The sequence below is a fragment of the Streptomyces sp. NBC_00887 genome (assembly GCF_045207585.1).
The window spans coordinates 2,154,210-2,180,690 of record NZ_CP108788.1 but is presented as its reverse complement, the minus strand read 5'-3'; the positions used below and the strand labels follow the sequence as shown (position 1 = coordinate 2,180,690).

At 68.7% G+C, this 26,481-nt stretch carries 23 protein-coding genes and 1 riboswitch; of the genes, 16 read left to right on the top strand and 7 right to left on the bottom strand.

The features are described 5' to 3' along the window. The first annotated feature begins 150 nt into the window (after positions 1-150). Positions 151-3,306 carry an efflux RND transporter permease subunit gene (locus OG844_RS09935; RefSeq protein WP_406389524.1) on the top strand — a complete coding sequence of 1,052 codons (3,156 nt, stop codon included), beginning with the start codon at positions 151-153 and terminating at the stop codon, positions 3,304-3,306. A gap of 142 nt (positions 3,307-3,448) precedes the next feature. On the opposite strand, the gene nadA is transcribed toward OG844_RS09935, so the two are convergent. Continuing rightward, a complete protein-coding gene (nadA, locus tag OG844_RS09930) occupies positions 3,449-4,636 on the bottom strand; it encodes a quinolinate synthase NadA (RefSeq protein WP_383173422.1) in 1,188 nt (395 codons plus the stop codon). 230 nt (positions 4,637-4,866) lie between these two features. On the opposite strand from nadA, the gene OG844_RS09925 reads away from it, so the two are divergent. Further along, positions 4,867-5,223: an iron-sulfur cluster assembly accessory protein gene (locus OG844_RS09925; protein ID WP_056784314.1), complete on the top strand. Its 357-nt coding sequence runs from the start codon at positions 4,867-4,869 to the stop codon at positions 5,221-5,223. A gap of 73 nt (positions 5,224-5,296) precedes the next feature. Here OG844_RS09925 and OG844_RS09920 read toward each other — a convergent pair whose 3' ends face one another. Together OG844_RS09920 and OG844_RS09915 are read right to left on the bottom strand one after the other, a co-directional pair. After that, positions 5,297-6,766, bottom strand: coding sequence for a hypothetical protein (locus OG844_RS09920; RefSeq protein ID WP_406389523.1), 1,470 nt, complete (start codon positions 6,764-6,766; stop codon positions 5,297-5,299). Between the two features lie 140 nt (positions 6,767-6,906). Further along, a complete protein-coding gene (locus tag OG844_RS09915) occupies positions 6,907-7,104 on the bottom strand; it encodes a hypothetical protein (protein WP_406389522.1) in 198 nt (65 codons plus the stop codon). 160 nt (positions 7,105-7,264) lie between these two features. Here OG844_RS09915 and OG844_RS09910 point away from each other — a divergent pair, with 160 nt between their 5' ends. Next, positions 7,265-8,239 carry a carbohydrate kinase family protein gene (locus OG844_RS09910; protein WP_351181624.1) on the top strand — a complete coding sequence of 325 codons (975 nt, stop codon included), beginning with the start codon at positions 7,265-7,267 and terminating at the stop codon, positions 8,237-8,239. Positions 8,240-8,246: 7 nt separating this feature from the next. Here the strand turns inward: OG844_RS09910 and OG844_RS09905 are convergent, their stop codons facing one another. Next, entirely contained in the window at positions 8,247-9,629 is a 1,383-nt protein-coding gene (locus OG844_RS09905; protein ID WP_406389521.1) for a cysteine desulfurase/sulfurtransferase TusA family protein, read from the bottom strand. A gap of 271 nt (positions 9,630-9,900) precedes the next feature. On the opposite strand from OG844_RS09905, the gene coxB reads away from it, so the two are divergent. The 4 genes from coxB to OG844_RS09885 all read left to right on the top strand — a co-directional run bounded on the left by coxB (position 9,901) and on the right by OG844_RS09885 (position 14,381). Further along, positions 9,901-10,869, top strand: coding sequence for a cytochrome c oxidase subunit II (gene coxB, locus OG844_RS09900; RefSeq protein WP_406389520.1), 969 nt, complete (start codon positions 9,901-9,903; stop codon positions 10,867-10,869). Continuing rightward, entirely contained in the window at positions 10,866-12,602 is a 1,737-nt protein-coding gene (gene ctaD / locus OG844_RS09895; RefSeq protein ID WP_406389519.1) for a cytochrome c oxidase subunit I, read from the top strand. The genes coxB and ctaD overlap by 4 nt, the downstream gene beginning before the upstream one ends. Then, positions 12,599-12,997, top strand: coding sequence for a cytochrome c oxidase subunit 4 (locus OG844_RS09890; RefSeq protein ID WP_406389518.1), 399 nt, complete (start codon positions 12,599-12,601; stop codon positions 12,995-12,997). Before ctaD ends, OG844_RS09890 begins: the two co-directional genes overlap by 4 nt. Before the next feature lie 127 nt (positions 12,998-13,124). Then, a complete protein-coding gene (locus OG844_RS09885) occupies positions 13,125-14,381 on the top strand; it encodes an Ig-like domain-containing protein (RefSeq protein ID WP_406389517.1) in 1,257 nt (418 codons plus the stop codon). Positions 14,382-14,443: 62 nt separating this feature from the next. Here the strand turns inward: OG844_RS09885 and OG844_RS09880 are convergent, their stop codons facing one another. Then, positions 14,444-14,845, bottom strand: a complete 402-nt coding sequence (locus OG844_RS09880; RefSeq protein ID WP_406389516.1) for a hypothetical protein — start codon at positions 14,843-14,845, stop codon at positions 14,444-14,446. A 196-nt stretch (positions 14,846-15,041) separates the two neighbouring features. Here OG844_RS09880 and OG844_RS09875 point away from each other — a divergent pair, with 196 nt between their 5' ends. The 6 genes from OG844_RS09875 to OG844_RS09850 all read left to right on the top strand — a co-directional run bounded on the left by OG844_RS09875 (position 15,042) and on the right by OG844_RS09850 (position 22,136). Then, positions 15,042-15,662, top strand: a complete 621-nt coding sequence (locus OG844_RS09875; protein ID WP_329211890.1) for a heme-copper oxidase subunit III — start codon at positions 15,042-15,044, stop codon at positions 15,660-15,662. A gap of 55 nt (positions 15,663-15,717) precedes the next feature. Continuing rightward, positions 15,718-16,527, top strand: a complete 810-nt coding sequence (locus tag OG844_RS09870) for a c-type cytochrome (protein ID WP_383186779.1) — start codon at positions 15,718-15,720, stop codon at positions 16,525-16,527. Next, a complete protein-coding gene (locus tag OG844_RS09865) occupies positions 16,524-17,576 on the top strand; it encodes a Rieske 2Fe-2S domain-containing protein (protein WP_406389515.1) in 1,053 nt (350 codons plus the stop codon). Before OG844_RS09870 ends, OG844_RS09865 begins: the two co-directional genes overlap by 4 nt. Then, positions 17,573-19,198 carry a cytochrome bc complex cytochrome b subunit gene (locus OG844_RS09860; RefSeq protein ID WP_406389514.1) on the top strand — a complete coding sequence of 542 codons (1,626 nt, stop codon included), beginning with the start codon at positions 17,573-17,575 and terminating at the stop codon, positions 19,196-19,198. Before OG844_RS09865 ends, OG844_RS09860 begins: the two co-directional genes overlap by 4 nt. Positions 19,199-19,320: 122 nt before the next feature. Next, the gene (gene trpD, locus OG844_RS09855; protein ID WP_406389513.1) at positions 19,321-20,385 is read left to right on the top strand and encodes an anthranilate phosphoribosyltransferase; all 1,065 of its coding nucleotides are present in this window, start codon (positions 19,321-19,323) and stop codon (positions 20,383-20,385) included. A gap of 84 nt (positions 20,386-20,469) precedes the next feature. After that, positions 20,470-20,586, top strand: a riboswitch (SAM riboswitch). A 173-nt stretch (positions 20,587-20,759) separates the two neighbouring features. Next, positions 20,760-22,136 carry an aminotransferase class V-fold PLP-dependent enzyme gene (locus tag OG844_RS09850; RefSeq protein WP_406389512.1) on the top strand — a complete coding sequence of 459 codons (1,377 nt, stop codon included), beginning with the start codon at positions 20,760-20,762 and terminating at the stop codon, positions 22,134-22,136. 79 nt (positions 22,137-22,215) lie between these two features. On the opposite strand, the gene OG844_RS09845 is transcribed toward OG844_RS09850, so the two are convergent. Both OG844_RS09845 and OG844_RS09840 read right to left on the bottom strand, forming a co-directional pair. Further along, positions 22,216-22,497: an Lrp/AsnC family transcriptional regulator gene (locus OG844_RS09845; RefSeq protein ID WP_123470113.1), complete on the bottom strand. Its 282-nt coding sequence runs from the start codon at positions 22,495-22,497 to the stop codon at positions 22,216-22,218. Then, complete coding sequence (locus OG844_RS09840) at positions 22,494-23,246, bottom strand: rhomboid family intramembrane serine protease (protein ID WP_356413741.1); 753 nt, start codon at positions 23,244-23,246, stop codon at positions 22,494-22,496. The genes OG844_RS09845 and OG844_RS09840 overlap by 4 nt, the downstream gene beginning before the upstream one ends. 162 nt (positions 23,247-23,408) lie before the next feature. Here OG844_RS09840 and OG844_RS09835 point away from each other — a divergent pair, with 162 nt between their 5' ends. From OG844_RS09835 to OG844_RS09825, 3 genes are all read left to right on the top strand, one after another. Continuing rightward, positions 23,409-23,651, top strand: a complete 243-nt coding sequence (locus tag OG844_RS09835; protein WP_329211905.1) for a hypothetical protein — start codon at positions 23,409-23,411, stop codon at positions 23,649-23,651. Between the two features lie 37 nt (positions 23,652-23,688). Next, on the top strand, positions 23,689-25,050 hold the full coding sequence (locus OG844_RS09830) for an NYN domain-containing protein (RefSeq protein ID WP_406389510.1): 1,362 nt from the start codon (positions 23,689-23,691) through the stop codon (positions 25,048-25,050). Positions 25,051-25,340: 290 nt separating this feature from the next. Then, a complete protein-coding gene (locus OG844_RS09825; protein WP_406389508.1) occupies positions 25,341-26,366 on the top strand; it encodes an NlpC/P60 family protein in 1,026 nt (341 codons plus the stop codon). Positions 26,367-26,481 lie beyond the last annotated feature (115 nt).

Sequence of the window (26,481 nt, the reverse complement as noted above, 5' to 3'; positions counted from 1 at the left end):
TGCGGTATGCGCGACATAAGAATGCAACCCGGGGGGCGACGAATCCTTCCCCGGGATCGGCGATCGTATAGACGGGCGGGCTGTGTCCCCCTTTCTGCTCCCCGAGCAGCCGCCCATCTGCCGCGTAAGCCACAGAAGAGAGACCCACCCATGTCCTGGCTGTCCAGATTCAGCCTCGCGCAACGGGCCCTTATCGGGCTGATCTCGATCGTCGCGCTCGTTTTCGGAGCGATCGCGATCCCGCAGCTCAAGCAGCAGCTGCTGCCCACCATCGAACTCCCGATGGTGTCGGTGCTGGCCCCCTACCAGGGTGCGTCCCCCGATGTGGTCGAGAAGCAGGTCGTAGAACCCCTCGAGAACGCCATCAAGGCCGTCGACGGCGTCGAGGGCATCACCTCGACCGCCAGCGAGGGCAACGCCGTCATCATGGCGAGCTTCGACTTCGGCGACGAAGGCACCAAGCAGCTCGTCGCGGACATCCAGCAGGCCGTGAACCGTGCCCGCATCCAGCTGCCCGAGGACGTCGACCCGCAGGTCATCGCCGGGTCGACGGACGACATCCCGACCGTCGTCCTCGCCGTCACGTCCGACAAGGACCAGCAGGCGCTCGCCGACCAGCTGGACCGCACGGTCGTCCCGGCCATCGAGGACATCGACGGCGTCGGCCAGGTCGCGGTCGACGGCGTCCAGGAACTCCAGGTCTCCGTCGTCCCCGACGACAGGAAGCTCGCCGCCGCCGGTCTGAACGCCGGCTCGCTGGCCCAGGCCCTCCAGGCCGGCGGTGCCACGGTCCCGGCCGGTTCCTTCGCCGAGGCGGGCAAGAGCCGCACGATCCAGGTCGGCGGCTCCTTCACGTCGCTGAAGCAGATCGAGGACCTGAAGGTCTCCGCGCAGAACCCCGCCACCGGCAAGCCCGGGAAGCCGGTCCGCGTCGGCGACATCGCCACGGTGAAGCAGGAGCCCTCCACCGCGGTCTCCATCACCCGTACGAACGGCAAGCCGAGCCTCGCCGTGATGGCCACGATGGACAAGGACGGCAGCGCCGTCGCCATCTCGGACGCCGTCCAGGACAAGCTCCCCGACCTGCGCAAGGACCTCGGTTCCGGCGCGGAACTGACCGTCGTCTCGGACCAGGGACCGGCCGTCTCCAAGGCGATCTCCGGCCTGACCACCGAGGGCGCGCTCGGACTGCTCTTCGCGGTCATCGTGATCCTGGTCTTCCTCGCGTCGATCCGCTCGACCCTGGTCACCGCGGTCTCCATCCCGCTGTCCGTGGTCCTCGCGCTGATCGTGCTCTGGACCCGCGACCTCTCGCTGAACATGCTCACGCTCGGCGCCCTCACGATCGCGATCGGCCGGGTCGTCGACGACTCGATCGTGGTCCTGGAGAACATCAAGCGGCACCTCGGCTACGGCGAGGAGCGCCATTCGGCGATCATCACCGCGGTCAAGGAAGTGGCCGGCGCGGTCACCTCCTCCACGCTCACCACCGTCGCGGTCTTCCTGCCCATCGGTCTGGTGGGCGGCATGGTGGGGCAGCTCTTCGGCTCGTTCTCCCTGACCGTCACCGCGGCCCTGCTCGCCTCCCTGCTGGTCTCGCTGACCGTGGTCCCGGTCCTCTCGTACTGGTTCCTGCGCGCCCCCAGGGGCACCGCCGAGAACCCGGACGAGGCGCGCCGCAAGGCCGAGGAGAAGGAAGCCGCGAGCCGGCTCCAGCGGCTCTACGTCCCCGTGCTGCGCTTCGCGACACGGCGCCGTATCACCAGCATCGTCATCGCCTTCGTGGTGCTGTTCGGCACCTTCGGAATGGCGCCCCTGCTGAAGACCAACTTCTTCGACCAGGGTGAGCAGGAGGTCCTCTCCATCAAGCAGGAGCTGACCCCCGGCACCAGCCTGGAGGCGGCCGACGCCGCCGCGCAGAAGGTCGAGAAGGTCCTGGCGGCCGACGACGGCGTCAAGGCCTACCAGGTCACCGTCGGCTCCTCCGGCTGGATGGCGGCCTTCGGCGGCGGTACGGGAGCCAACCAGGCCTCCTACCAGGTCACCCTGAAGAACTCTGCGGACTTCGACGCCACCCAGGACCGGATCGACGAGGCCCTCGGCAAGCTCGACGGCATCGGCGACACGACGATCGCCGCGGGTGACGGCTTCGGCAGCCAGGACCTGAGCGTCGTGGTGAAGGCCGCGGACGCGGACATCCTGAAGAAGGCCTCCGAAGCGGTGCGGACCGAGGTCGCGAAGCTCGACGACGTCACCGACGTCCAGAGCGACCTGGCGCAGAGCGTTCCGCGCATCTCGGTCAAGGCCAACGACAAGGCCGCGGACGCCGGATTCAGCGAGGCCACGCTCGGCGCGGCGGTCGCCGGTGCGGTGCGCGGCACCCCGTCCGGCAAGGCGATCATGGACGACACCGAGCGTGACGTCATCGTGAAGTCGTCCAGCCCGGCCACCACCATGGCCGAGCTGAAGGCCCTGAAGCTCGGCCCGGTCGAGCTCGGCCGGATCGCCGACGTGAAGCTGGTTCCCGGCCCGGTCACGATGACCCGGATCGACGGACAGCGCGCGGCGACGATCACCGCCAAGCCGACCGGCGACAACACGGGCGCGGTCAGCGCCTCGCTCCAGACGAAGATCAACGCCCTGGACCTCCCGGACGGCGCCACCGCATCCATCGGCGGCGTCTCCCAGGACCAGGAAGACGCGTTCATGAAGCTGGGCCTCGCCATGCTGGCGGCCATCGCGATCGTCTTCATGCTGCTGGTGGCCACCTTCCGGTCGCTCATCCAGCCGCTGATCCTGCTGGTCTCCATCCCGTTCGCGGCGACCGGTGCCATCGGCCTCCTCGTCATCACCGGCACGCCGATGGGCGTCCCGGCGATGATCGGCATGCTGATGCTGATCGGCATCGTGGTGACGAACGCGATCGTGCTGATCGACCTGATCAACCAGTACCGGTCGCAGGGGATGGGCGTCGTCGAGGCAGTCGTCGAGGGCGGCCGCCACCGTCTGCGCCCGATCCTGATGACGGCACTGGCGACGATCTTCGCCCTGCTCCCGATGGCGCTCGGCGTCACCGGTGAGGGCGGGTTCATCTCCCAGCCGCTGGCGGTCGTGGTGATCGGCGGTCTGATCACCTCCACGCTGCTGACGCTGCTCCTGGTGCCGACGCTGTACGCGATGGTCGAGCTCCGCAAGGAGCGCCGCGCCAAGAAGAAGGCGGCCAAGCGCGAGGCGAAGGCGGGCGTCACGGCCTCCGGGACGCCGGAGGACGTCACCTCCGACGAGCCGGAGCCCGCGAAGGCCTGACGGCCCTCGTAGCGACACAGGAAGGCCCCCGACGCCGCACAACGGCGTCGGGGGCCTTCCTGTGTCGGGTGATGCGGGGTGACGGCCGCGCGGCCGGGTCGGCAGGCGTTCCCGCCGCGGCCGGGTCCGCCCCCGCCACCCCCTACGGCAGCGCCAGCATCCGCTCCAGCGCCAGCTTCGCGTACTTCTCCGTCTCAGGGTCGACCTGGATCCGGTTGACGAGGTTCCCCTCGGCCAGCGACTCCAGCGTCCACACCAGGTGCGGCAGGTCGATCCGGTTCATCGTCGAGCAGAAGCACACCGTCTTGTCGAGGAAGACGATCTCCTTGTCCTCCGCGGCGAAACGGTTCGCCAGGCGGCGCACCAGGTTCAGCTCCGTACCGATGGCCCACTTCGAACCGGCCGGGGCCGCCTCCAGGGCCTTGATGATGTACTCCGTCGAGCCCACGTAGTCCGCGGCCGCCACGACCTCGTTCTTGCACTCCGGGTGGACCAGCACGTTGACACCCGGGATCCGCTCCCGCACGTCGTTGACGGACTCGACCGAGAAGCGCCCGTGCACCGAGCAGTGCCCGCGCCACAGGATCATCTTCGCGTTCCGCAGCTCCTCGGCGGTGAGGCCGCCGTTCGGCTTGTGCGGGTTGTAGAGGACGCAGTCCTCCAGGGTCATCCCCATGTCCCGCACGGCCGTGTTGCGCCCCAGGTGCTGGTCCGGCAGGAAGAGCACCTTCTCACCCTGCTCGAAGGCCCACTCGAGCGCCCGCTTCGCGTTGGAGGAGGTGCAGATCGTCCCGCCGTGCCGGCCGGTGAAGGCCTTGATGTCGGCGGAGGAGTTCATGTACGAGACCGGCACGACCTGGTCGGCGACACCCGCCTCCGTCAGCACGTCCCAGCACTCGGCGACCTGCTCCGCGGTGGCCATGTCGGCCATCGAGCAGCCTGCGGCCAGGTCCGGCAGGACGACCTTCTGGTCGTCACCGGTCAGGATGTCCGCGGACTCCGCCATGAAGTGCACGCCGCAGAAGACGATGTACTCCGCCTCGGGCCGCGCCGCCGCGTCCCGGGCGAGCTTGAACGAGTCGCCGGTGACGTCCGCGAACTGGATGACCTCGTCGCGCTGGTAGTGGTGTCCGAGGACGAAGACCTTGTCCCCGAGCTTCTCCTTGGCTGCGCGAGCACGCTCCACGAGGTCCGGGTCGGACGGGGAGGGCAGGTCGCCGGGGCATTCGACGCCGCGCTCACTCCTCGGGTCGGCCTCGCGGCCGAGCAGCAGCAGGGCGAGGGGTGTCGGCTGGACATCCAGGGGCTGGGCGGTGGTCACGACACGCACCCTTTCTTTTCTGCGAACTCTGCGAACAAGCCTTTTCGTCTAATTGACGCTATCTATCATAACCGGTTCACGTCAGATTGACGATGCCGATAGCGTCGATGTGACGCATCCCGCCGAGGGTGCGGTGTGCGAGCATGAAGGGAACAGACAAGCGCCCGGCCCGGAATGAATCCGAGGCCCCGATGGTTGGACCGTCGGCAAGCACTCCGTACAACCCGGGAGAGAAGCAGATGTCCGTATCGGACGAGACCACCACCGTGAGCGACGGCATCCTCCTGTCCGACGCCGCCGCAGACAAGGTCAGGACCCTGCTGGAGCAGGAGGGCCGTGACGACCTCGCTCTGCGCGTCGCCGTTCAGCCCGGAGGTTGCTCCGGCCTGCGTTACCAGCTCTTCTTCGACGAGCGCTCGCTCGACGGCGACGTAGTGAAGGACTTCGGCGGCGTCAAGGTTGTCACCGACCGGATGAGCGCCCCGTACCTGGGCGGCGCCTCGGTCGACTTCGTGGACACGATCGAGAAGCAGGGCTTCACGATCGACAACCCGAACGCCACGGGCTCCTGTGCCTGCGGTGACTCCTTCAGCTGAGCCTGATGACGACAGCGGCGGCGCTCCCGGAGTCCGGGAGCGCCGCCGCTGTCGTCCGCGTGCGGTGCGGCGGTCAGCCGCGCGGCACCGTCGCGCCCGACGCGTCGAGCACCTTCCGGCCGTCGAGCGGTGCGTCCAGCGTCACCGTCCGGGTCAGTTCCTTGGCGATCATGATGCAGGCCTTCCCGGGCTCCGGCTTCGACTCCGTGACCGTCACCCGGACCGTGGACCCGCTCTCCTTGGCGTGTGCCGCGTACGTACTGCAGACGCCGCCCCAGAACGTCACGTCCAGCTTCCGCCCGTCGGCGCTGTACGAGATGATCTGGCGCCCGCTGCCGGTCGCGTCACCCGGGTCCGTCCCCGGGTCCTTCGTCGGCTCGGGCGCCGGCTCCGTGCCGTTCTTCTTCGCCAGGTGGTCCGGGTCCACGGCGACCTGGGTGACGGTGCTTCCCGGGCCGCCCCCCTCGGGCCGTACGGAGAAGATCCACGACGGGACGAGCGTCTGCTCCCCGTCCACGTACTGCGCCGCGAGTCCCAGAACAGCCTTGTCGACCGTCACGGTGGTGGCCACCGGCGCCCCGCTCCGCGAAGCGCAGCCGGTCTCGGCCGAGGACGGGTCGCCCTCCAGCGGTACGGGCGTCGCGCAGCCGCCGACGGACGGCTTCGTGTTCTGCCGGCTCTCCGCGTTCAGCTGCTTCAGCGCCTCGTCCGCACCGATCACCGGGTAGGTGTCGCCCTTCGCCAGGCCCTTCACCTGCCCGCTGCCGCCGACGACCTCGCCCCCGGCGCCCACCTGGATACCGGTGGACCAGCCGTAGGTCGGCAGCCCGCCGACCACCGGATCGGCATTCACCACCCGTACGGAGCCCATCACCTGGCGCGCGTCGAGTGCGGCATCGTCCTGCCCCCCGGCCTTGAGCACCGGAACAGCCGCGGCCTTGGCGGCCTTCTCGCTCACCGGCGAGCCGGCGCCGGGCCCCGGTGCCGTGTCCTTCGAGCAGACCGTGACCGACTCGCACGCGTCAGGGCCGGCGGGGCCGTTCCGGGCGAAGGTCCAGGTGCCCGGAGCCTGCTCGGTGACCCGCAGGATCGGTCCCGACCCGTCCCCGTCGACGCCCACCTTCCAGGAGGTGCCTTCGGCACGCGGCGTTCCCTGCACCCCGAGTGCCTTCGCCAGGCGCGCCACCTCGGCCGAGGTCACCGTCCCCGTCGCACGGTGGACGGCTGCCTTGCCGGGGCCGTCGGGCAGGTCTCCTGAGGCGCGGTAGACGGTCCCGCCGCCATGGGGATCGGGCTCGCCCGGCGCGATGCCCTGCGGAGGCGCCGACGGGTTGTCCGCCGACGTGTCCAGGGAGAGCAGGGGTGGAGAGCCGTCACCGGCGGCAGGGCTGCTCGCGTCCCCGCCGTCGCCCGCAGCGGTCGAGGCCCAGTACGCGCCGCCGCCGCCGGCGATCAGCACAGCTGCCGCCACCGAGGCCACCGCGAGCGGTGAACGCCGCCGCCGGGGGCCGGTCACGTCATTCTCGGGTTGCTCGGTGCTCACCGGATCGCTCCTTCGACTGCATAGCCGCCACTGGATCAACGCCTGTCCCCCGAGTGGGGACAACGGTGGGACGGAGCAGGGGAGCGTGCGGTTCCACCGCGGTGCGCGGGGGAGCCGCCCCTACCGGACACGTGCCCCGGTCAGTCCCCGTACTCGGACATGGCGTCGATGAGGCGGGACGAGTACGGCGGCACCGTGACCCCGTGGATCAAGGACGGTGCCACCGGATCGGTGACAGTCTTCACGGGCACGACCCAGTGGGGCGCCATCCGTGCGCAGTCACCCCGCAGCTCGGCCAGGCTCATCTCGGACTCACGCGAAACGATGTTGTTCGACATATCCGCACCGTACGCACGGTGGAGCTCAGGTAGAAAGACCTACTATCGGGTAGTTTTCCCCTTAGGGTCCGGTGGCGCCACCGGGTAGCGTGAACTGTCATGCCGTCCCGGAGGGCGCGCTCACGCGTCCCCTCCGCACTTCCGCAGGAGCAGCCTCCCCGTGCGCATTGCAGTCACCGGCTCCATCGCCACCGACCACCTGATGACCTTCCCCGGCCGATTCGCCGACCAGCTCGTCGCGGACCAGCTGCACACGGTCTCGCTCTCCTTCCTGGTCGACAACCTCGACGTGCGCCGCGGAGGTGTCGGCGCCAACATCGCCTTCGGTATGGGCATGCTCGGCGCCCGGCCGATCCTGGTCGGCGCCGCCGGGGCCGACTTCGACGAATACCGCGCCTGGCTCGACCGGCACGGTGTCGACACCGACTCGGTCCGGATCTCCGAGGTCCTTCACACGGCCCGCTTCGTCTGCACGACGGACGCCGACCACAACCAGATCGGCTCCTTCTACACCGGCGCGATGAGCGAGGCGCGGCTGATCGAGCTGAAGAGCGTCGCCGACCGCGTCGGCGGCCTCGACCTCGTCTCCATCGGCGCCGACGACCCCGAGGCGATGCTCCGTCACACGGAGGAGTGCCGCTCGCGGAGCATTCCGTTCGCCGCGGACTTCTCGCAGCAGATCGCCCGGATGGACGGCGACGACATCCGGATCCTCCTCGACGGCGCCACGTACCTCTTCTCCAACGAGTACGAGAAGGGGCTCATCGAGTCCAAGACCGGATGGAGCGACGAGGAGATCCTCTCCAGGGTCGGCCACCGCGTCACCACCCTCGGCGCCCGCGGCGTCCGCATCGAGCAGGCCGGTCAGGACCCGATCGAGGTCGGCTGCGCCGAGGAGGAGCGGAAGGCCGACCCCACCGGCGTCGGCGACGCCTTCCGGGCCGGATTCCTCTCCGGCCTCGCGTGGGGCGTGGGTCTGGAGCGTGCCGCCCAGGTCGGCTGCATGCTCGCGACCCTGGTCATCGAGACGGTCGGCACCCAGGAGTACACCCTGCGCCGCACCCACTTCATGGACCGCTTCACCAAGGCGTACGGCGACGAGGCCGCCACCGAGGTGCGGGCACACCTCTCCTAGGACGGGCTCACAGGAGCCGGCGGACCACGAAGGCCGAACCCCGGTCCGCCGGCTCCTCACCCACGTACTCCTGCTCGCGCATCTCGCACCAGGCGGGAATGTCGAGCCGGGCGGCCTCGTCGTCGGCGAGGACCGTCACCGTGCCGCCCACGGGTACCTCTCCGATCACCTTTGCGAGCTCGATCACCGGAATCGGACAGCGCCTGCCGAGCGCGTCGACGACCAGCGAGGCGCGCGGGGCGGGGGAGGGGGCCGCCGCGACGGGAGCCCCGAGCCTCTCCCGTACCCCGGCCACCAGGCCCGGAAGCACCTCGAGGAACCGGTCGACCTCCGTGTCGGTGGTCCCGGCGGGGAGCGACACGCGGATGTTCCCCTCCGTGAGCACCCCCATGGCCTTGAGGACATGGCTGGGAGTCAGCGTGCTGCTCGTGCAGGACGAACCGGATGAAACAGAGAATTCCGCCCGGTCCAGCTCATGCAGCAGAGTCTCTCCGTCGACATAGAGACAGGAGAAGGTCACCAGGTGCGGCAGCCGCCGCACCGGATCGCCGACCACCTCCACGTCGGGCACCACACCGGCCACCGTGGCGCGAATACGGTCCACCAGGGCACGCAGCCGTACGGACTCCGCCGCCGCCTCGGCGCGCACCGCGCGCAGTGAGGCCGCCGCGGCCACGATCGCCGGGATGTTCTCGAAGCCCGCGGCGCGCCCCGACTCCCGTTCGTCGGCGGCGCCTTGGGGGGCGAACCGGACACCCTTGCGGACGGCGAGCAGGCCGACCCCCGCGGGTCCGCCCCACTTGTGGGCGCTGGCGGTCAGCAAGGACCAGCCGCCGGGCACCGGCCCCCACCCCAGGGACTGTGCGGCGTCCACCAGCAGGGGCACGCCCGCGGCGGCGCAGACCGCGGCGGTCTCGGCCACCGGCTGCACGGTCCCCACCTCATGGTTGGCCGACTGCAGGCAGGCCAGCGCCGTGTCCGCCCGCAGCGCCCGGCCGTACGCCGACGGATCCACCGCACCGGCCCGGTCCACCGGCACCTCGGTGAACGACCCACCCGCCGCCTCCAGCGCCGCGGCCGAGTGCAGCACCGACGAATGTTCGACTGCGGAGACCACCAGATGGCGGCCGACACGCCGACGGCCGTGGAGGGCCCCGGCCACCCCGGAGTGCACCGCCCGGGTCCCCGATGAGGTGAAGACGAGCTCGTCCGGCCGGCATCCGACCGCCTCCGCCGCGGCCTCCCGGGCCGCGTCCAGCAACAGTCCGGCCCGCCGCCCCTCGCGGTACAGGCGGGCGGGATCGGCCCAGCCCTCGTCCAGCGAGGCAAGCAGCGCCTGGCGGGCGACGGGGTGCAGGGGCGCGGAGGAGGCGGTATCGAAGTAGGACACACCGCCACGCTAGCCCGCACCGGCGCCCACCTGGGGGCGGGCCGCCGCCCGAGCCGCAAGAGGGAGCGTCAGATGACCGCCGGAGGGCCGGATTCCACCCCTTCGGGGAGTCGGGCGGCGCGTTGGGCACCCTCCCCGCGCGACCCCAAATAGCGTCCAGTAGGGTTTGGTCCGCATAAACATCCAAACCCCTGCCCGCGTCAGGGCCGGCGACCGACCAAGTGAGACGGGCGCGCCGACCGTGCGGGCGAGACTCTCGGGAAGGCGCTACGTGAGTCCCAACGGCTCCGACCGCTTGTCGCGGCGCCCGATGCGGCGGAAGCTGCCGCAGGTGCTGACTGCGGGCCTGGTCCTGGCGACGGCCTCCGGTTGTTCATACAACTGGGAGGATTTCCCACGCCTCGGTATGCCCACCCCGGTAACGGAAGAGGCCCCGATCATCCTGTCCCTCTGGCAGGGCTCGTGGGCGGCAGCGCTCGCCACGGGTGTCCTTGTCTGGGGGCTGATCATCTGGAGTGTCATCTTCCACCGGCGTAGCCGGACCAAGGTGGAGGTACCTCAGCAGACCAGGTACAACATGCCCATCGAGGCGTTGTACACAGTGGTACCCCTCATCATCGTCTCGGTGTTCTTCTACTTCACCGCACGCGATGAATCGAAGCTCCTCGAGCTCACACCGAAGCCTGCCCACACCATCAACGTGGTCGGCTACCAGTGGAGCTGGGGCTTCAACTACATCGAGAACGTGGAGGGCTCGCCCTCCACCGACGGCGAGATCCCGAAGGAACTCGACGCCATCCCCGACAAGTACCTCAAGGACTTCCCCGCGGACGCCGGCGGCGTCTACGACGTGGGCATCCCCGGTACGAGGAACCCGCAGAACGGCAACCCGGGTCCGACCCTGTGGCTGCCGAAGGGCGAGAAGGTCCGCTTCGTTCTGACTTCGCGTGACGTCATCCACTCCTTCTGGGTGGTGCCGTTCCTCATGAAGCAGGACGTCATTCCGGGCCACACGAACTCCTTCGAGGTGACTCCGAACAAGGAGGGCACCTACATGGGCAAGTGCGCCGAGCTCTGCGGCGTCGACCACTCCCGGATGCTCTTCAACGTCAAGATCGTCTCTCCGGAGCGTTACCAGCAGCACCTCAAGGAGCTGGCGGAGAAGGGTCAGACGGGCTACGTGCCGGCAGGCATCGAGCAGACGGACCCGGCCAGGAATGCGGAGACGAACAAACTGTGAGCATCCTCAATGAATCCCAGGGTGCCGCGGCAGCAGACGACTCGTTCGAGGACGAGCTGCCGGTACGGCGCAAGCAGCCGGGGAGTGTCGTCGTCAAGTGGCTGACCACCACTGACCACAAGACGATCGGCACGATGTACCTGATCACGTCGTTCGCCTTCTTCTGCATCGGTGGCCTCCTGGCGCTCTTCATGCGCGCCGAGCTGGCCAGGCCGGGTACGCAGATCATGTCGAACGAGCAGTTCAACCAGGCGTTCACGATGCACGGCACGATCATGCTGCTGATGTTCGCGACGCCGCTGTTCGCCGGGTTCGCGAACTGGATCATGCCGCTGCAGATCGGTGCGCCCGATGTGGCGTTCCCGCGGCTGAACATGTTCGCGTACTGGCTCTACCTCTTCGGCTCGATCATCGCCGTGGCCGGCTTCCTCACCCCGCAGGGTGCGGCCGACTTCGGCTGGTTCGCCTACTCCCCGCTCTCGGACGCTGTCCGCTCGCCGGGTGTCGGTGCCGACATGTGGATCATGGGTCTGGCCTTCTCCGGCTTCGGCACGATCCTCGGCTCGGTCAACTTCATCACCACGATCATCTGCATGCGCGCCCCCGGCATGACGATGTTCCGCATGCCGATCTTCACCTGGAACGTCCTGCTGACCGGTGTTCTGGTCCTGCTGGCCTTCCCGGTCCTGGCCGCCGCGCTCTTCGCGTTGGAGGTGGACCGTAAATTCGGTGCGCATATCTTCGACTCGGCCAATGGCGGAGCATTGCTCTGGCAACACCTCTTCTGGTTCTTCGGCCATCCAGAGGTGTACATCATCGCTTTGCCATTCTTCGGAATCGTCTCCGAGATCATTCCGGTCTTCAGCCGGAAGCCGATGTTCGGCTACATCGGTCTCATCGCGGCGACCATCTCCATCGCGGGCCTCTCGGTGACGGTCTGGGCGCATCACATGTACGTGACGGGCGGTGTGCTGTTGCCGTTCTTCTCGTTCATGACATTCCTCATCGCGGTACCGACCGGTGTGAAGTTCTTCAACTGGATCGGCACGATGTGGAAGGGGTCGTTGTCCTTCGAGACACCGATGCTCTGGTCCGTCGGCTTCCTGATCACCTTCGCCTTCGGTGGTCTGACCGGTGTGATCCTGGCGTCGCCGCCCCTGGACTTCCACGTCTCCGACTCGTACTTCGTGGTGGCGCACTTCCACTACGTCGTCTTCGGCACCGTGGTCTTCGCGATGTTCGCCGGGTTCCACTTCTGGTGGCCGAAGTTCACCGGCAAGATGCTGGACGAACGGCTCGGGAAGATGACCTTCTGGACGCTGTTCGTGGGCTTCCACGGCACGTTCCTGGTGCAGCACTGGCTCGGCGCGGAAGGCATGCCCCGTCGTTACGCGGACTACCTCGCGGCGGACGGCTTCACCGCGCTGAACACGATCTCGACGATCTCCTCCTTCGTGCTCGGCCTGTCGATGCTGCCGTTCTTCTACAACGTGTGGAAGACCGCCAAGTACGGCAAGAAGATCGAGGTCGACGACCCGTGGGGCTACGGCCGTTCGCTCGAGTGGGCGACGTCCTGCCCGCCCCCGCGGCACAACTTCCTCACGCTGCCGCGGATCCGTTCCGAATCCCCGGCGTTCGACCTGCACCACCCGGAGATCGCGGCGCTCGAGCTGCTGGAGCACCACTCCGACGGTGACAAGGTCCTCGTCGGCGGCAAGGAGGCCGGCAAGTGAAGATCCAGGGCAAGCTGTTCATCTGGCTGAGCGTCTTCATGCTGGCCATGGCCATCACGTACGGCGTCTGGTCCAAGGAGGCGGTGGGTACCACCGCGCTCATCCTGTCCTTCGGACTGACCATCATGATCGGCTTCTATCTGGCTTTCACGGCCAACAGGGTCGACAAGATGGCCCAGGACGACAAGGAAGCCGATGTCGCGGACGAAGCCGGTGAAGTGGGCTTCTTCTCCCCGCACAGCTGGCAGCCGCTCTCGCTGGCCGTCGGTGGCGCCCTCCTCTTCCTGGGCGTCGTCTTCGGCTGGTGGCTGGCCTACTTCTCGGCCCCGCTGCTGCTGATCGGCCTCTTCGGCTGGGTCTTCGAGTACTACCGCGGTGAGAACCGCACCCAGTGAGACCGCGCCGTCCGTAGGACCCGTTACACCCTTACGGGGGCCCGCCCCGCTCTGTGATGAGCGGGGCGGGCCCCCGTTTGCAGTCACTGAACGCGCTGGATCGGATGAATCTTCTTAGCGTGGGTTCATGAACCACACGCCGCGCATCCGCACCGTAGTGAGCTGCACTCTGCTGGTCGTGACCCTGGTTGCAGGTGCGACCGCCTGTGGCGAACCCGATGGCCATCCGTTGTCGCTGAAGCCGTACGACGCGGCCGACCTGGTCTCCTTCAACGGCCCCTCCAAGGGCGAGAAGGCCGACCCCGACAAGCCCCTCGAAGTCACCGTCAAGGATGACGACGTACGCATCACCGATGTGACGGCCGTCGACACGCAGGGCCGCCGTCTGGCGGGCGAACTCGCCGCCGACGGACGGCGGTGGCACTCCACCACCTCGCTCGCCGCAGGCACCCGGTACACCGTCAAGGTCTCCACCGAGAACGGCGACGGAGCCCCCGGCAGCCGCACCTACGCCTTCGGCACGACCTCGGCCAAGAAGTTCCTCAAGGTCGCCTTCGGCCCGCAGGCGGGCACCTACGGCGTCGGACAGCCCCTCACAGCGGAACTCAGCGCTCCGGTCACCGACAAGGCCTCCAGGGCCACCGTGGAACGCGGGCTGCAGGTCCGCTCCACCCCCGCCGTCACGGGCTCCTGGTACTGGGTCGACGCCAAGACCCTGCACTACCGGCCCAAGGAGTACTGGCCCGCCGACGCCACCATCGACGTCCGCAGCAACCTCAAGGGCATAAAGGTCACCAACGCCCTCTACGGGGCCGCCGCGAAGCCCCTGAAGCTCACCACCGGCGACCGCATAGAAGCGATCACCGACGCCTCCGACCACTCCATGACCGTGCTGCGCAACGGTGAGGTGATCAACACCCTGCCGGTCACCACGGGCAAGCCCGGCTTCGACACGCGCAACGGCGTCAAGGTGGTGCTGGCCAAGGAACAGTTCGTACGCATGCGCGGGGAGAGCATCGGCATCGCCGCCGGCTCCTCGGAGTCGTACGACCTGCCCGTCTACTGGGCGACACGCGTCACCTGGAGCGGTGAGTACGTCCACGCGGCGCCCTGGTCGACCGGTTCACAGGGCAGCGCCAACGTCAGCCACGGCTGCACGGGGATGAGCACCGCCGACGCCCAATGGTTCTTCGAGACCGTACGCGAGGGCGACATCGTCAAGGTCGTCGGGAGTGACGGCGAGACGATGACGCCGTTCGACAACGGCTTCGGCGACTGGAACCTGGACTGGGACGCCTGGCGGAAGGGCAGCGCCCTGCACGGGGGCGGCACACCGGACTCGGGCACCGACGTCGAGGCGGCGCGGCTGCGCCCCCAGGTCTGACCCGGCCGGGAGTGCGCCGCGCCCTCGAAGGACACCACGGAGGGGTTCGGGGCCCCTCCGCCTCAGGCCTCCACGGAGAGCCTGTCGCGCAGCAGGGCGGCCAAGGCGTCCGCGAAGTCGACCGGGTCGACCGGATGCGTCACCGCGGAGTCGGCACGGCTCCACGTGGCCAGCCAGGCGTCCTGGGGGCGCCCGATCAGCAGGAGCACCGGCGGGCAGTCGAAGATCTCGTCCTTGATCTGCCGGCAGACGCCCATACCGCCCGCCGGAGCCGTCTCGCCGTCCAGCACGCAGACATCGACTCCGCCACCGTCGAGCGCGCTCAGTACGGCCGGGAGGGTCGCGCACTCCAGGAACTCCACCGGAGGCACGTCGGCCGCAGGCCTGCGGCCCGCGGCCAGCCTCACCTGCTCACGGGTGTTGGCGTCGTCGCTGTAGACCAGGACCGTGGCGGTCGGCTGCATTGTTCCTCCGTGACATCCGTGTCTTCGGGGCGCTCTGAGCTCTCGGGGCATGAACCGTTGGGCGGATCGTACTCCGGCGAACAGTCTGTCAGCACCGTTGGTGACAGCGTTTCGCTGGGCCGTTCGGTGAGGACACACCCCACTGACACACCGAACGGCACCCCCCGGAGTGAGGGCGGGATAAGCGACCGACATAATGTCGGTCGTGGCGACAGCAACGACAGTAGAAACCGGGCACGCGCACCCGTCGGTCAATCGGCCGAACCTCACCAGCGTCGGAACCATCATCTGGTTGAGTTCCGAGCTGATGTTCTTCGCGGCCCTCTTCGCGATGTACTTCACCCTGCGATCGGTGATGGGACCCGCTCACTGGAAGGAGATGGCCCACCATCTGAACTTCCCGTTCTCGGCGACGAACACCACGATCCTGGTGCTTTCCTCTCTCACCTGCCAGCTCGGCGTATTCGCCGCGGAGCGGGGTGATGTGAAGAAGCTCCGCACCTGGTTCATCATCACGTTCGTGATGGGTGCGATCTTCATCGGAGGCCAGGTCCTCGAGTACACCGAGCTGGTCAAGGAGGCGGGTCTCTCCCTGTCCTCCGACCCGTACGGTTCGGTGTTCTACCTGACGACCGGCTTCCACGGTCTGCATGTGACAGGCGGTCTCATCGCCTTCCTGCTCGTACTGGGCAGGACATACGCGGCCTCGAGATTCACCCATGAACAGGCCACCGCCGCCATCGTCGTGTCCTACTACTGGCACTTCGTCGATGTCGTCTGGATCGGCCTGTTCGCCACGATCTACATGATCAAGTAACCGGGCTCGCACCCACCCACCATCGACGCAGAAGATCCTGACACCGGGGTAATCCGTGAAAAAGCTCTCCGCACGACGACGCCATCCGCTGGCGGCGGTCGTCGTACTACTCCTCGCGCTGGCGGCTACCGGGGGGCTGTACGCCGCGTTTGCGCCTGCGGGTAAGGCGCAGGCCGACGAAACCGCCCAGTCCCTCGCCATCGACGAGGGCAAGAAGCTCTACTCCGTAGGCTGCGCCAGCTGCCACGGAACCGGCGGTCAGGGCACCTCCGACGGGCCGTCCCTCGTGGGCGTCGGCTCCGCCGCCGTCGACTTCCAGGTCGGTACCGGACGTATGCCGGCTCAGCAGCCGGGTGCCCAGGTACCGAAGAAGCCGGTCATCTACTCCCAGGCCGAGATCGACCAGCTCGCGGCGTACGTCGCGTCCCTGGGCGCCGGTCCGATCACGCCGACCGACAGCCAGGTCGACCCCGCGGGCGCCGACGTGGCCAAGGGCGGCGACCTGTTCCGCACGAACTGCGCGCAGTGCCACAACTTCACAGGTGAGGGCGGCGCGCTGACACACGGCAAGTACGCCCCGAACCTCGAAGGCGTGAGCCCGAAGCACATCTACCAGGCCATGCAGACCGGCCCGCAGAGCATGCCGTCCTTCCCCGACAGCACCATGCCGGAGCAGGAGAAGAAGGACATCATCGCGTACATCAAGACCGTCAACGGTGACGACGCCGAAACCCCCGGTGGCCTCAGCCTCGGTGGTCTCGGACCGGTCAGCGAAGGTCTGTTCGCGTGGGTCTTCGGGCTCGGAGCCCTCGTCGCAATTGCCGTTTGGGTCGCGGCCCACACCGCTAAGGCCAAGAAGTCATGAGTAGCCAAGAGATTCCAGAAGAGGTCCTGCCCGCAGAGCGGGACACCGCGCACGGCGCGGTAGAGGGTGCCGGCGATCCGTTCGCCGACCCCGGGCTGCCGGCCCACCGGCCGCGCATCCAGGACATCGACGAACGTGCCGCGCGCCGCTCCGAGCGAGCCGTCGCCTTCATGTTCACGCTGTCCATGCTGGCGACGGTGGCGTTCATCGCCTCCTACGTCATCTTCCCGGTCGACCAGATCGTCTACATCTGGCCGTTCGGGCACGTGAGTTCGCTCAACTTCTCCCTGGGCCTGACCCTGGGCGTCGCGCTCTTCTGCATCGGCGCGGGGGCCGTCCACTGGGCGCGCACCCTGATGTCCGACGTGGAGGTCGCCGACGACCGGCACGCCATCGAGGCCGAGCCCGAGGTCAAGGCGAAGGTTCTCGCCGACTTCGCGGACGGTGCCAAGGAGTCGGCGATCGGACGGCGCAAGCTGATCCGCAACACCATGTTCGGCGCGCTGGCCCTGGTGCCGCTCTCCGGCGTGATGCTGCTGCGCGACCTCGGTCCGCTGCCGGAGAAGAAGCTCCGCTCGACCCTGTGGGCCAAGGGCAAGCAGCTCATCAACATGAACACGATGGAGCCGCTTCGTCCCGAGGACGTCGTCGTCGGTTCGCTGACCTTCGCCATGCCCGAGGGCCTGGAGGAGGACGCGCACGACTTCCAGACGCAGATCGCCAAGGCTGCCCTGATGATCATCCGCATCGAGCCGGACAACATCAAGGACAAGCGTGAGCGTGAGTGGGCCCACGAGGGAATCGTGGCCTTCTCCAAGATCTGTACCCACGTCGGCTGCCCGATCAGCCTGTACGAGCAGCAGACGCACCACGTGCTCTGCCCGTGCCACCAGTCCACCTTCGACCTCTCCGACGGCGCCCGCGTCATCTTCGGTCCGGCCGGTCACGCCCTCCCGCAGTTGCGGATCGGTGTGAACAGCGAGGGCAACCTCGAGGCGCTCGGCGACTTCGAAGAGCCCGTCGGTCCTGCCTTCTGGGAGCGCGGATGACTACTGCGACGGATTCAAAGCGCAAGGCGCCCGCCGGTGAGCGGGTAGCCGACTGGGCAGACGGCCGGCTGGGCATCTACGGCCTGGCCAAGGCCAACATGCGCAAGATCTTCCCGGACCACTGGTCCTTCATGCTCGGTGAGATCTGCCTCTACAGCTTCATCATCATCATCCTCACGGGTGTGTACCTGACGCTGTTCTTCCACCCGAGCATGAACGAGGTCGTGTACCACGGCTCGTACGAGCCGATGCAGGGCATCCGCATGTCCGAGGCCTACGCCTCGACGCTGGACATCAGCTTCGACGTCCGCGGTGGTCTGCTCGTACGGCAGATCCACCACTGGGCCGCGCTGATCTTCCTGGCCGGCATGTTCGTGCACATGATGCGCGTCTTCTTCACGGGTGCGTTCCGCAAGCCCCGTGAGATCAACTGGATGTTCGGCTTCCTGCTGTTCGTCCTGGGCATGTTCACCGGGTTCACCGGCTACTCGCTCCCGGACGACCTGCTCTCCGGTACGGGTGTCCGCTTCACCCAGGGCGCCATCCTGGCGACGCCGATCGTCGGTACGTACCTCTCGATGTTCCTGTTCGGCGGAGAGTTCCCCGGCGGCGACTTCGTGGCCCGGTTCTACTCGATCCACATCCTGCTGCTGCCGGGCATCATGCTCGGCCTGGTCGTCGCCCACCTGATCCTGGTCTTCTACCACAAGCACACGCAGTTCGCGGGTCCCGGCAAGACGAACAAGAACGTCGTCGGCATGCCGCTGCTGCCGGTGTACATGGCGAAGGCCGGAGGGTTCTTCTTCCTGGTCTTCGGTGTCATCACCGTCATCGCGGGCATCGCCTCGATCAACCCGATCTGGGTCCTCGGCCCGTACCGCCCGGACCAGGTGTCCACCGGCGCCCAGCCCGACTGGTACATGGGCTTCGCCGAGGGTCTGATCCGAGTGATGCCGGGCTGGGAGATCAACCTGTGGGGTCACACGCTCGTCCTGGGTGTGTTCATCCCGCTGATGGCCTTCGGCCTCGTGCTCGCGGCGATCGCGGTCTACCCCTTCATCGAGTCCTGGGTCACCGGGGACAAGCGCGAGCACCACATCCTGGACCGCCCGCGCAACGCCCCGACCCGTACGGCCTTCGGTGTCGCATGGATCACCGAGTACGTCATCGTCTTCATCGGTGGTGGAAACGACCTGTGGGCCACGCACTTCCACCTGTCGCTGAACGCCATCTCGTGGTTCGTCCGGATCTTCATCTTCGTCGGCCCGGTCATCGCGTTCATCGTGACGAAGCGGATCTGCCTCGGCCTCCAGCGCCGCGACAGGGACAAGGTGCTGCACGGACGCGAGTCCGGCACCATCAAGCGCCTGCCGCACGGTGAGTTCGTCGAGATCCACGAGCCGCTCAGTCAGGGCCAGCTGCACACGCTCACCGCGCACGAGCAGTACAAGCCGGTCGAGATCGGCCCGACGGTCGACGAGAACGGTGTCGAGCGCAAGCCTTCGGCGCTGCAGAAGCTGCGGGCCAAGCTCAGCAAGAGCTACTACGGCGAGCAGAGCCAGATCGCCAAGCCCTCCGCCGAGGAGTACAAGGAGATCACCAGCGGCCACGGCCACCACTGATCACCTGAGCTGATCGCCACAGCGGGAGCCCCGTCCATTCGATGGACGGGGCTCTTCGCTGTCCCCGGGGCTGGATAGGGTGGGGGGATCCTTCTATCGGCTGTGGACCCCAGGAGCGGACCATGAACGTTGTGACCCCGGACGGCGGCGACAGCGTGGCGGACCGTTCGTGGCCCGGCGTGCTGATGCCCCTCCTGCGCGGCGAGAGCCTGACGGCCGAGGACACCGCGTGGGCCATGGACCGCATCATGAGCGGCGAGGCCACCGACGTGCAGATCGCCGGCTTCGTGATCGCACTGCGTGCCAAGGGCGAGACCGTCGACGAGGTCACCGGACTCGTACGCACCATGTACGAGCACGCCCACACCATCCAGGTGCCCGGCCGCACGGTCGACATCGTGGGCACCGGCGGCGACCTGGCCAAGACGGTCAACATCTCCACCATGTCGGCGATCGTCGTCGCCGGGACCGGCGCCAAGGTCGTCAAGCACGGCAACCGCGCCTCCTCCTCGTCGAGCGGGGCCTCCGACGTGCTCGAGAAGCTCGGCGTCAACCTCGAGCTGACCCCGCAGGGCGTCGTCCGGGTCGCCGAGGAAGCGGGCATCACCTTCTGCTTCGCGGTGAAGTTCCACCCGGCCCTGCGGCACGCGGCGAGGGCCCGCAAGGAGCTCGGCACGCCGACCACCTTCAACATCCTGGGCCCGCTCACCAATCCGGCCCGGGTGCGCTCCCAGGCCGTCGGCGTCGCCGACCTCAGGATGGCGCCGATCGTCGCGGGTGTGCTCGCCGACCGGGGTAGTTCGGCGCTGGTCTTCCGGGGCGACGACGGCCTCGACGAGCTGACCACCACGGCGACCTCCCGGGTCTGGATCGTCCGGGACGGTGCCGTGCGCGAGGAGGCGTTCGACCCGCGGGACGTCGGCCTGGACCTGGTGCCGGTCTCGGCGCTGCGCGGTGCCGACGCCTCCTTCAACGCGGACGTCGCCCGGCGGATGCTGGACGGGGAGGCAGGTCCCGTACGCGACGCGGTGCTCCTCAACTCCGCTGCCGCGCTGGTGGCGCTCGACCCGGGCGAGGGCACGCTCGACGAGCAGATCGCGGCGGGGATCGCGAGGGCCGCGGAATCGATCGACTCGGGTGCCGCCAAGCGGGCGCTGGAGCGCTGGGTGGCCGCCAGCAACGCATGAAGCAAGGACGTGTGGGGCGGGGCGCAGTCCGGATCGCGGACTGCGCCCTTGCGCATGTGGTCACGTATGGCAAGATGCTGCGCAGGTCATGAGTGACAGCGAATAAGCCCCGGCTCGCTGTCCGGCAACCCTCCGTCCGTGGCGGGGTGCCCCGGGTGAAGACCAGGCCGCAGGCAGCGAGGTCTGTGGCAAGCGCGGGCCCCTAGGCATCTGTGAATGCCATCCCCCGGGGTCCTGGTCCCCAGGGAGCCTCTTGTGAGCAAGCGAATGCGATAGGGCCCAACGCCCTCTTCCGCGCACCCTTTTCTCCTTCCCCTGCGCTGCCGCGTATCTGCCGGCGCCGGGATTTCGCCTGCCTGTTACGGGAGTTCGCCATGTCTGTCTCCACCGCTGCCGCCGATCAGTCCATTTGTGCCCCGCTGCCGGTTCTGGGAGCCGATGTCACCGTTCCGCTGGTTACGGGCGGCGAAGTCACCTATGCCGCCCTCGACTACGCGGCGAGCGCCCCGGCCCTGCAGCGCGTGTGGGACGACGTGGCCGCCTACGCCCCGTACTACGGCAGCGTGCACCGCGGCGCCGGCTACCTCTCGCAGCTCTCCACGGACCTCTTCGAGAGCAGCCGCGTCACCGTCGCGGAGTTCCTCGGCTGCCGTGCCGAGGACCAGGTGGTCTTCACCCGCTCGACGACGGACTCCCTCAACCTGCTTGCCGCAGCACTTCCCGCGGACTGCCAGGTGTTCGTGTTCGAGACCGAGCACCATGCCTCGCTGCTTCCCTGGCGCGACGCCCGGGTGACCTTCCTCGACGCCCCCAGGACCCCTGCCGAGGCAGTCGTGACGCTGGAGCGTGCGCTGGCCGACCGCGACCCCTACGGCCCCGCACTGGTCTGTGTGACGGGCGCGTCGAACGTCACCGGAGAGCTGTGGCCGGTGAAGGAACTGGCCGCCGCCGCCCACGCGCACGGTGCCCGGATCGTCCTCGACGCCGCGCAGCTGGCACCCCATCACCCGGTGGACATCGCGGAACTGGACGTCGACTGGCTCGCCTTCTCCGGGCACAAGCTGTACGCGCCGTTCGGCTCGGGCGTCCTCGCCGGCCGGGCCGACTGGCTGCGGGACGCGGAGCCGTATCTCGCGGGCGGCGGCGCCTCCCGGAAGGTTGCCCGGCGCGCCGACGGTGGCGTCGACGTGGAGTGGCACACCACGGCTGCCCGGCACGAGGCCGGATCGCCCAACGTGATCGGCGTCTACTCCATCGCCGCCGCCTGCAAGGCCCTGACCGAGGCCGGGTTCGAGCAGCTCGTCGCCCGCGAGCAGCAGCTCGTCACCCGGGTCCGTGAAGGCCTGGCCGAGGTCCCCGCGGTCAAGGTGCTCTCCCTGTTCGGCGACGACGCCCCGAGGGTCGGCGTCATCTCCTTCGTGGTCGAGGGCTGGAACAGCTCGCACTTCGCCGCGGCGCTCTCCGCGGAGTACGGCATCGGGGTCCGCGACGGCCTGTTCTGCGCCCACCCGCTCGTACGGACCCTGCTGGGCAGTGAGCCGCAGGACCCGGGCGAGTGCGGCGCCCCGGACGCCGAGCCGGGCGAGCGGTCCCTCAACGCCATCCGGGTGAGCTTCGGGGCCGGTACGCCGGACGAGCACATCGAGCGGTTCCTGGGCGCGGTCCGCGAGCTGGTGGGCGCGGGTGCCCGGTGGACCTACCGCACCGAGGACGGGCGCTGCGTCCCCGACAGGGGTGCTGCGCAGGTCTGACCCGGCCGCGTACGGCTTCGGCCGGGGACGGGAGGCCATTGTCCCGTCCCCGGCCGAAGCCGTACGCCGTCCGGTCGTCCTACGCGTCGAGCCCGATGGCGAAGGCCGCCTCGAGGTCGTGCTGCGAGTACGTGCGGAACGCCACGTGCGTGTCGGTGCCCTCGACACCGGGGATCTTGCTGATCCGGCCGGGAATGACATCCGCCAGATCGTCGTGCTTGGCCACCCGGACCATGGCGATCAGGTCGTACGTACCGGTGACCGAGAAGACCTCGCTGACGCTGTCCAGCGCGGCGACGGCCTCGGCGATCTCGGGAATCCGGTCCACGCTGGTTTTGATGAGCACGATCGCGGTGATCACGGCTGGCTTTCTCCCTCGGTGGCCGTGGCTGGAGACTTCACTCTAGCCCCACCCCGGTAACGCCCCCAGGCGTAGAGGAACCCGGCCGCGAAGCCCGCGACATGGGCGAGGTAGGCGACGCCGGGGCCGCTGCCCGCGCCCTGCGCCGCCAGCCACTGCAGCGCGAACCAGAAGACGAGCACGATCCAGGCGGGGAAGCGCAGCGGCAGGAAGAAGAGGAACGGGAAGAGGCTGGTGACCCGGGCGCGGGGAAAGAGGTAGAGGAACGCGCCGAGCACCGCCGAGATCGCCCCCGACGCGCCCACCAGCGTCTGGTCGGATCCGGAGTGCGCGACCGCGTAGACGACCAGGGCCAGATAGCCGCAGCAGACGTAGAAGAAGACGAACTCGGCCCGGCCCATGCGCTCCTCGGCCATGGCCCCGAACACGTACAGGAACAGCATGTTGCCCAGCAGGTGCAGCCAGCTCCCGTGCACGAAGAGGGCGGTCAGCGGGGTGAGGGCCGCGTGCGCGGAGCCGTCCAGGAGTTCGCTGGGGATCACTCCCCACCGCTCGAAGTACCCGGCCTGCGCGGCGAGCAGGGCGTCCGCCGTGCCGTAGGCCGGGTTGAACCCTGAGAGCGGGCTGATCAGGAACACGGCGGAACAGACGGCGATGAGGCCGTAGGTGACCGGTGCGCCGCCCGCCGAGGCCGCGGCCCCGAACTCCCTGGCCCGCTCCCGCCACCCGGCATCCCGCCAATCGATCACGTACAGAGCATGACGCACCGGCGGAGAACGTGACAGATCGCCTCGCCGTGTCGACGGGGAAACGCAAGGCCGTAGGGTTACCGCAGGACATGCGCAGTTCGACGGCGCACCGCGAGATCGAAGACCTGGGCAGTACGAGACTCGACGAAAGAGGACGCAACGATGACGACGGTTCCCACGCCGACCGACGGGACCCGCTGGCGCTGCACGCTCTGCGGCAATCTCACCCGCTTCGATGTGACGCGCTCCTCCAAGGTCGTGGAGTACGTCCACCTCGACCTGGCCGGGGAGTCGAGTGTCGAGGAGCGGGAGGTGGTCAGTGAGACCATCGAGTCGGTGCGCTGCCGTTGGTGCAACGCGGTGGACCAGATCGAGCTGGTCGACAGGCCGGGTGCCGACTCCTGACGGGGCCGTGCGGACAGACATATTGGGGTGATGGATGGTGGAGCAGCCGACAGGCGGCGCCGGACCGGCCGACGCGGCCGACGGCGCCGCGGAGTCGCTCGACCGTCCGCTGCCCGAGGGCGTGCGCCGCAGGGTCGTGGCGCTCGTCTCCGACGCCTTCGGCGGCCTGACCGTCGGCGAACTTCCCCCTCAGCTCCGGCAGTACGCCCGCTTCACCCCGACCAGGCGCGCCAAGTTCGCGGGCAACGCGATGGCGGCCGCCCTCGAGAGCGACCCGGTCTTCCGCCGGCGCATCGGTGAGCGGATCGGCCAGGGCCAGCCGGAGCTGGCCGCGGCGCTGGAGTCCGGCGCGCCGCCCGCGGCCGCCGATCCGGTCGACGTGGCCGCGGCGGCGTACGTGCTGCGGCCGGCCGGCTGGGTCAAACTGGTGGCCGCGGCGGGCGAAGAGGTCCAGCGGGCCGACGCCGAGCGCGTGGACGAGGAGACCCGGCGCGAGCTGGAGAGGCTGCGCGAGGAGCTCGCCCACGCCCGCAGCCACACCAGGAGCGAGACCGAGCGGCTGCGTTCGGAACTGGACGCGGCCCGCAAGGACGCGGAATCCCTGCAGCGCAAGCTGCGCAGCGCCCTCAGCGAGGTGAAGCGCGGCGAGGCGGCCCTGCGCAGGGGCAGCGCCGAGACGGACACCGTGCGGGCCGAGGCGGCCGCCCAGGTGTCCGCCGCCGAGAGCGAGTCCCGGCGGCTGAAGGCGCGCCTGGCCGAGGCGGAGACCTCTGTCGAGGCGAGCCGCCGGGCGGCCAGGGAAGGGCGTTCCGTCGAGGACATGCGGCTGCGGCTGCTCCTGGACACCGTGCTCGACGCGGCTCAGGGACTCCGCCGTGAACTGGCGCTGCCGCCCTCGTCGATCCGCCCGGCCGACAGTGTCGAGGCGGTGGAGCCGGGCCGCATGTCACCGAAGGACATTGCGGCCAGGGCCCTTTCGGAGACGGATCCGGCGCTGCTCGACCAGCTGCTCGCGCTGCCGCAGGCGCATCTGATCGTCGACGGCTACAACGTCACGAAGACCGGCTATCCGCAGATGCCGCTGGAGAAGCAGCGGTTGCGGCTCCTGGGCGGCCTCTCGGTCCTCGCCGCGCAGACGGGCGCCGAGATGACCTGTGTCTTCGACGGGGCCGAACTGGCCGCACCCGTCCTGCTCGCGCCGCCGCGTGGGGTGCGTGTGCTGTTCAGCAAGGCGGGGGTGACGGCCGACGAGCTGATCAGGCAGCTGGCCCGCGCGGAACCGCCGGGCAGGCCCGTCGTGGTGGTGTCCACCGACCGCGAAGTGGCCGACGGTGTGGCGAAGGCGGGAGCCCGGCCTGTCGCGTCCGCATTGCTCCTGAAGCGCCTTTCGCGCGTCTAGTTCGACATGTGCGGCATGTACGACTTGCCGGGATTTTGGGAACGTACCGTCAAGTCGCCACTACACGCGGTGTGATGAAAGTAAAGAAGTGCCTGGTGTGACGAGATTTTTCTTGTGAGGATTTGAACTGATCACAGGATGGTCACTAGGGTCAGGCCTCGAACCTTCGCACGGTTGATCACCCACCAGGGGTGGCAGCGAAGGAACCGCCGAGTCCGTGAGTGCACGGAGCCGGGGATTCAGTCCCCCACAGCCCGGTAGGCGGCTCGAGGAAGAAGGAGCTCGCCTTCGTGGCGTCCCACCGTCGTCCCAAGCAGCCGAGCCGCACCCGCGTGACCGTGCTCACCGCGACCGCCGCTGCGGCCGTGGCCCTGACTTCCCAGGCGGCCCACGCCGACCCCAAGCCGACCAAGAACGAGGTCAAGGCGAAGGTCGACAAGCTCTACCACGAGGCCGAGGCCGCCACCGAGAAGTACAACGGGGCCAAGGAGCAGCAGGACAAGCTCAAGAAGCAGGTCGACGCGATCCAGGACAAGGTCGCCCGCGGCCAGGACGAGCTCAACACCATGCGCGGTGAGCTCGGTTCGCTCGCCACCGCGCAGTACCGCTCCGGTGGGATCGACCCGTCCGTCCAGCTCTTCCTGGCCTCGGACCCGGACACCTTCCTCGACCAGGCCTCGGCGCTCGACCAGCTGACGGCCAAGCAGACCGAGTCGCTGCAGAAGATCCAGTCCAAGCAGCGCACCCTCGCGCAGCAGCGCAAGGAGGCGCAGGCGAAGCTCGGCGACCTCGCCGACGTCCGCGAGACCCTGGGTGAGAACAAGAAGAAGTTCCAGGGCAAGCTCGCCGACGCCCAGAAGCTCCTGAACACCCTCACCGCCGCCGAGCGGGCCAAGATGGCCGCGGACGACCAGCGCGCCAGCCGCGCCGCCGGTGAGCGCGTCAACCTCGGCAACGAGGTCCCCGCGTCGGCTCTCGGCGGCGCCGCCCTCCGGGCCGCCGCCACGCAGCAGGGCAAGCCGTACGTCTCCGGCGGCACCGGCCCGAACTCGTTCGACTGCTCGGGTCTGACCCAGTGGGCCTACGCCCAGGCCGGCGTCCAGATCACCCGCACCACGTACACCCAGATCAACGACGGTGTCCGGATCGGCCGCAGCGCCCTGAAGCCGGGCGACCTGGTCTTCTTCAACAACACCTCGCACGTGGGCCTGTACGCGGGCAACAACCAGATCCTGCACGCCCCGAAGCCGGGCACCGTGGTCCGTTACGAGTCGATGGACTACATGGGCACCTTCCAGTTCGGCGTGCGGATCTGACGCCCGAACGGGCGAATCGCCACACCCTTCGCTGAGCCCCGCCCCGCCGGAGACCGACAGGTCACCGGCGGGGCGGCGCTGTTTGTCCCCTTCTCGCGCCCGGGCGCGGCCTTTG

Coding starts and splice junctions, on each gene's coding strand:
- OG844_RS09935 (WP_406389524.1), top strand. CDS start 151: ATGTCCTGGCTGTCCAGATTCAGCCTCGCGCAACGGGCCCTTATCGGG.
- OG844_RS09925 (WP_056784314.1), top strand. CDS start 4,867: ATGTCCGTATCGGACGAGACCACCACCGTGAGCGACGGCATCCTCCTG.
- OG844_RS09915 (WP_406389522.1), bottom strand. CDS start 7,104: ATGTCGAACAACATCGTTTCGCGTGAGTCCGAGATGAGCCTGGCCGAG.
- OG844_RS09885 (WP_406389517.1), top strand. CDS start 13,125: ATGAACCACACGCCGCGCATCCGCACCGTAGTGAGCTGCACTCTGCTG.
- OG844_RS09880 (WP_406389516.1), bottom strand. CDS start 14,845: ATGCAGCCGACCGCCACGGTCCTGGTCTACAGCGACGACGCCAACACC.
- OG844_RS09875 (WP_329211890.1), top strand. CDS start 15,042: ATGTCGGTCGTGGCGACAGCAACGACAGTAGAAACCGGGCACGCGCAC.
- OG844_RS09865 (WP_406389515.1), top strand. CDS start 16,524: ATGAGTAGCCAAGAGATTCCAGAAGAGGTCCTGCCCGCAGAGCGGGAC.
- OG844_RS09860 (WP_406389514.1), top strand. CDS start 17,573: ATGACTACTGCGACGGATTCAAAGCGCAAGGCGCCCGCCGGTGAGCGG.
- trpD (WP_406389513.1), top strand. CDS start 19,321: ATGAACGTTGTGACCCCGGACGGCGGCGACAGCGTGGCGGACCGTTCG.
- OG844_RS09850 (WP_406389512.1), top strand. CDS start 20,760: ATGTCTGTCTCCACCGCTGCCGCCGATCAGTCCATTTGTGCCCCGCTG.
- OG844_RS09835 (WP_329211905.1), top strand. CDS start 23,409: ATGACGACGGTTCCCACGCCGACCGACGGGACCCGCTGGCGCTGCACG.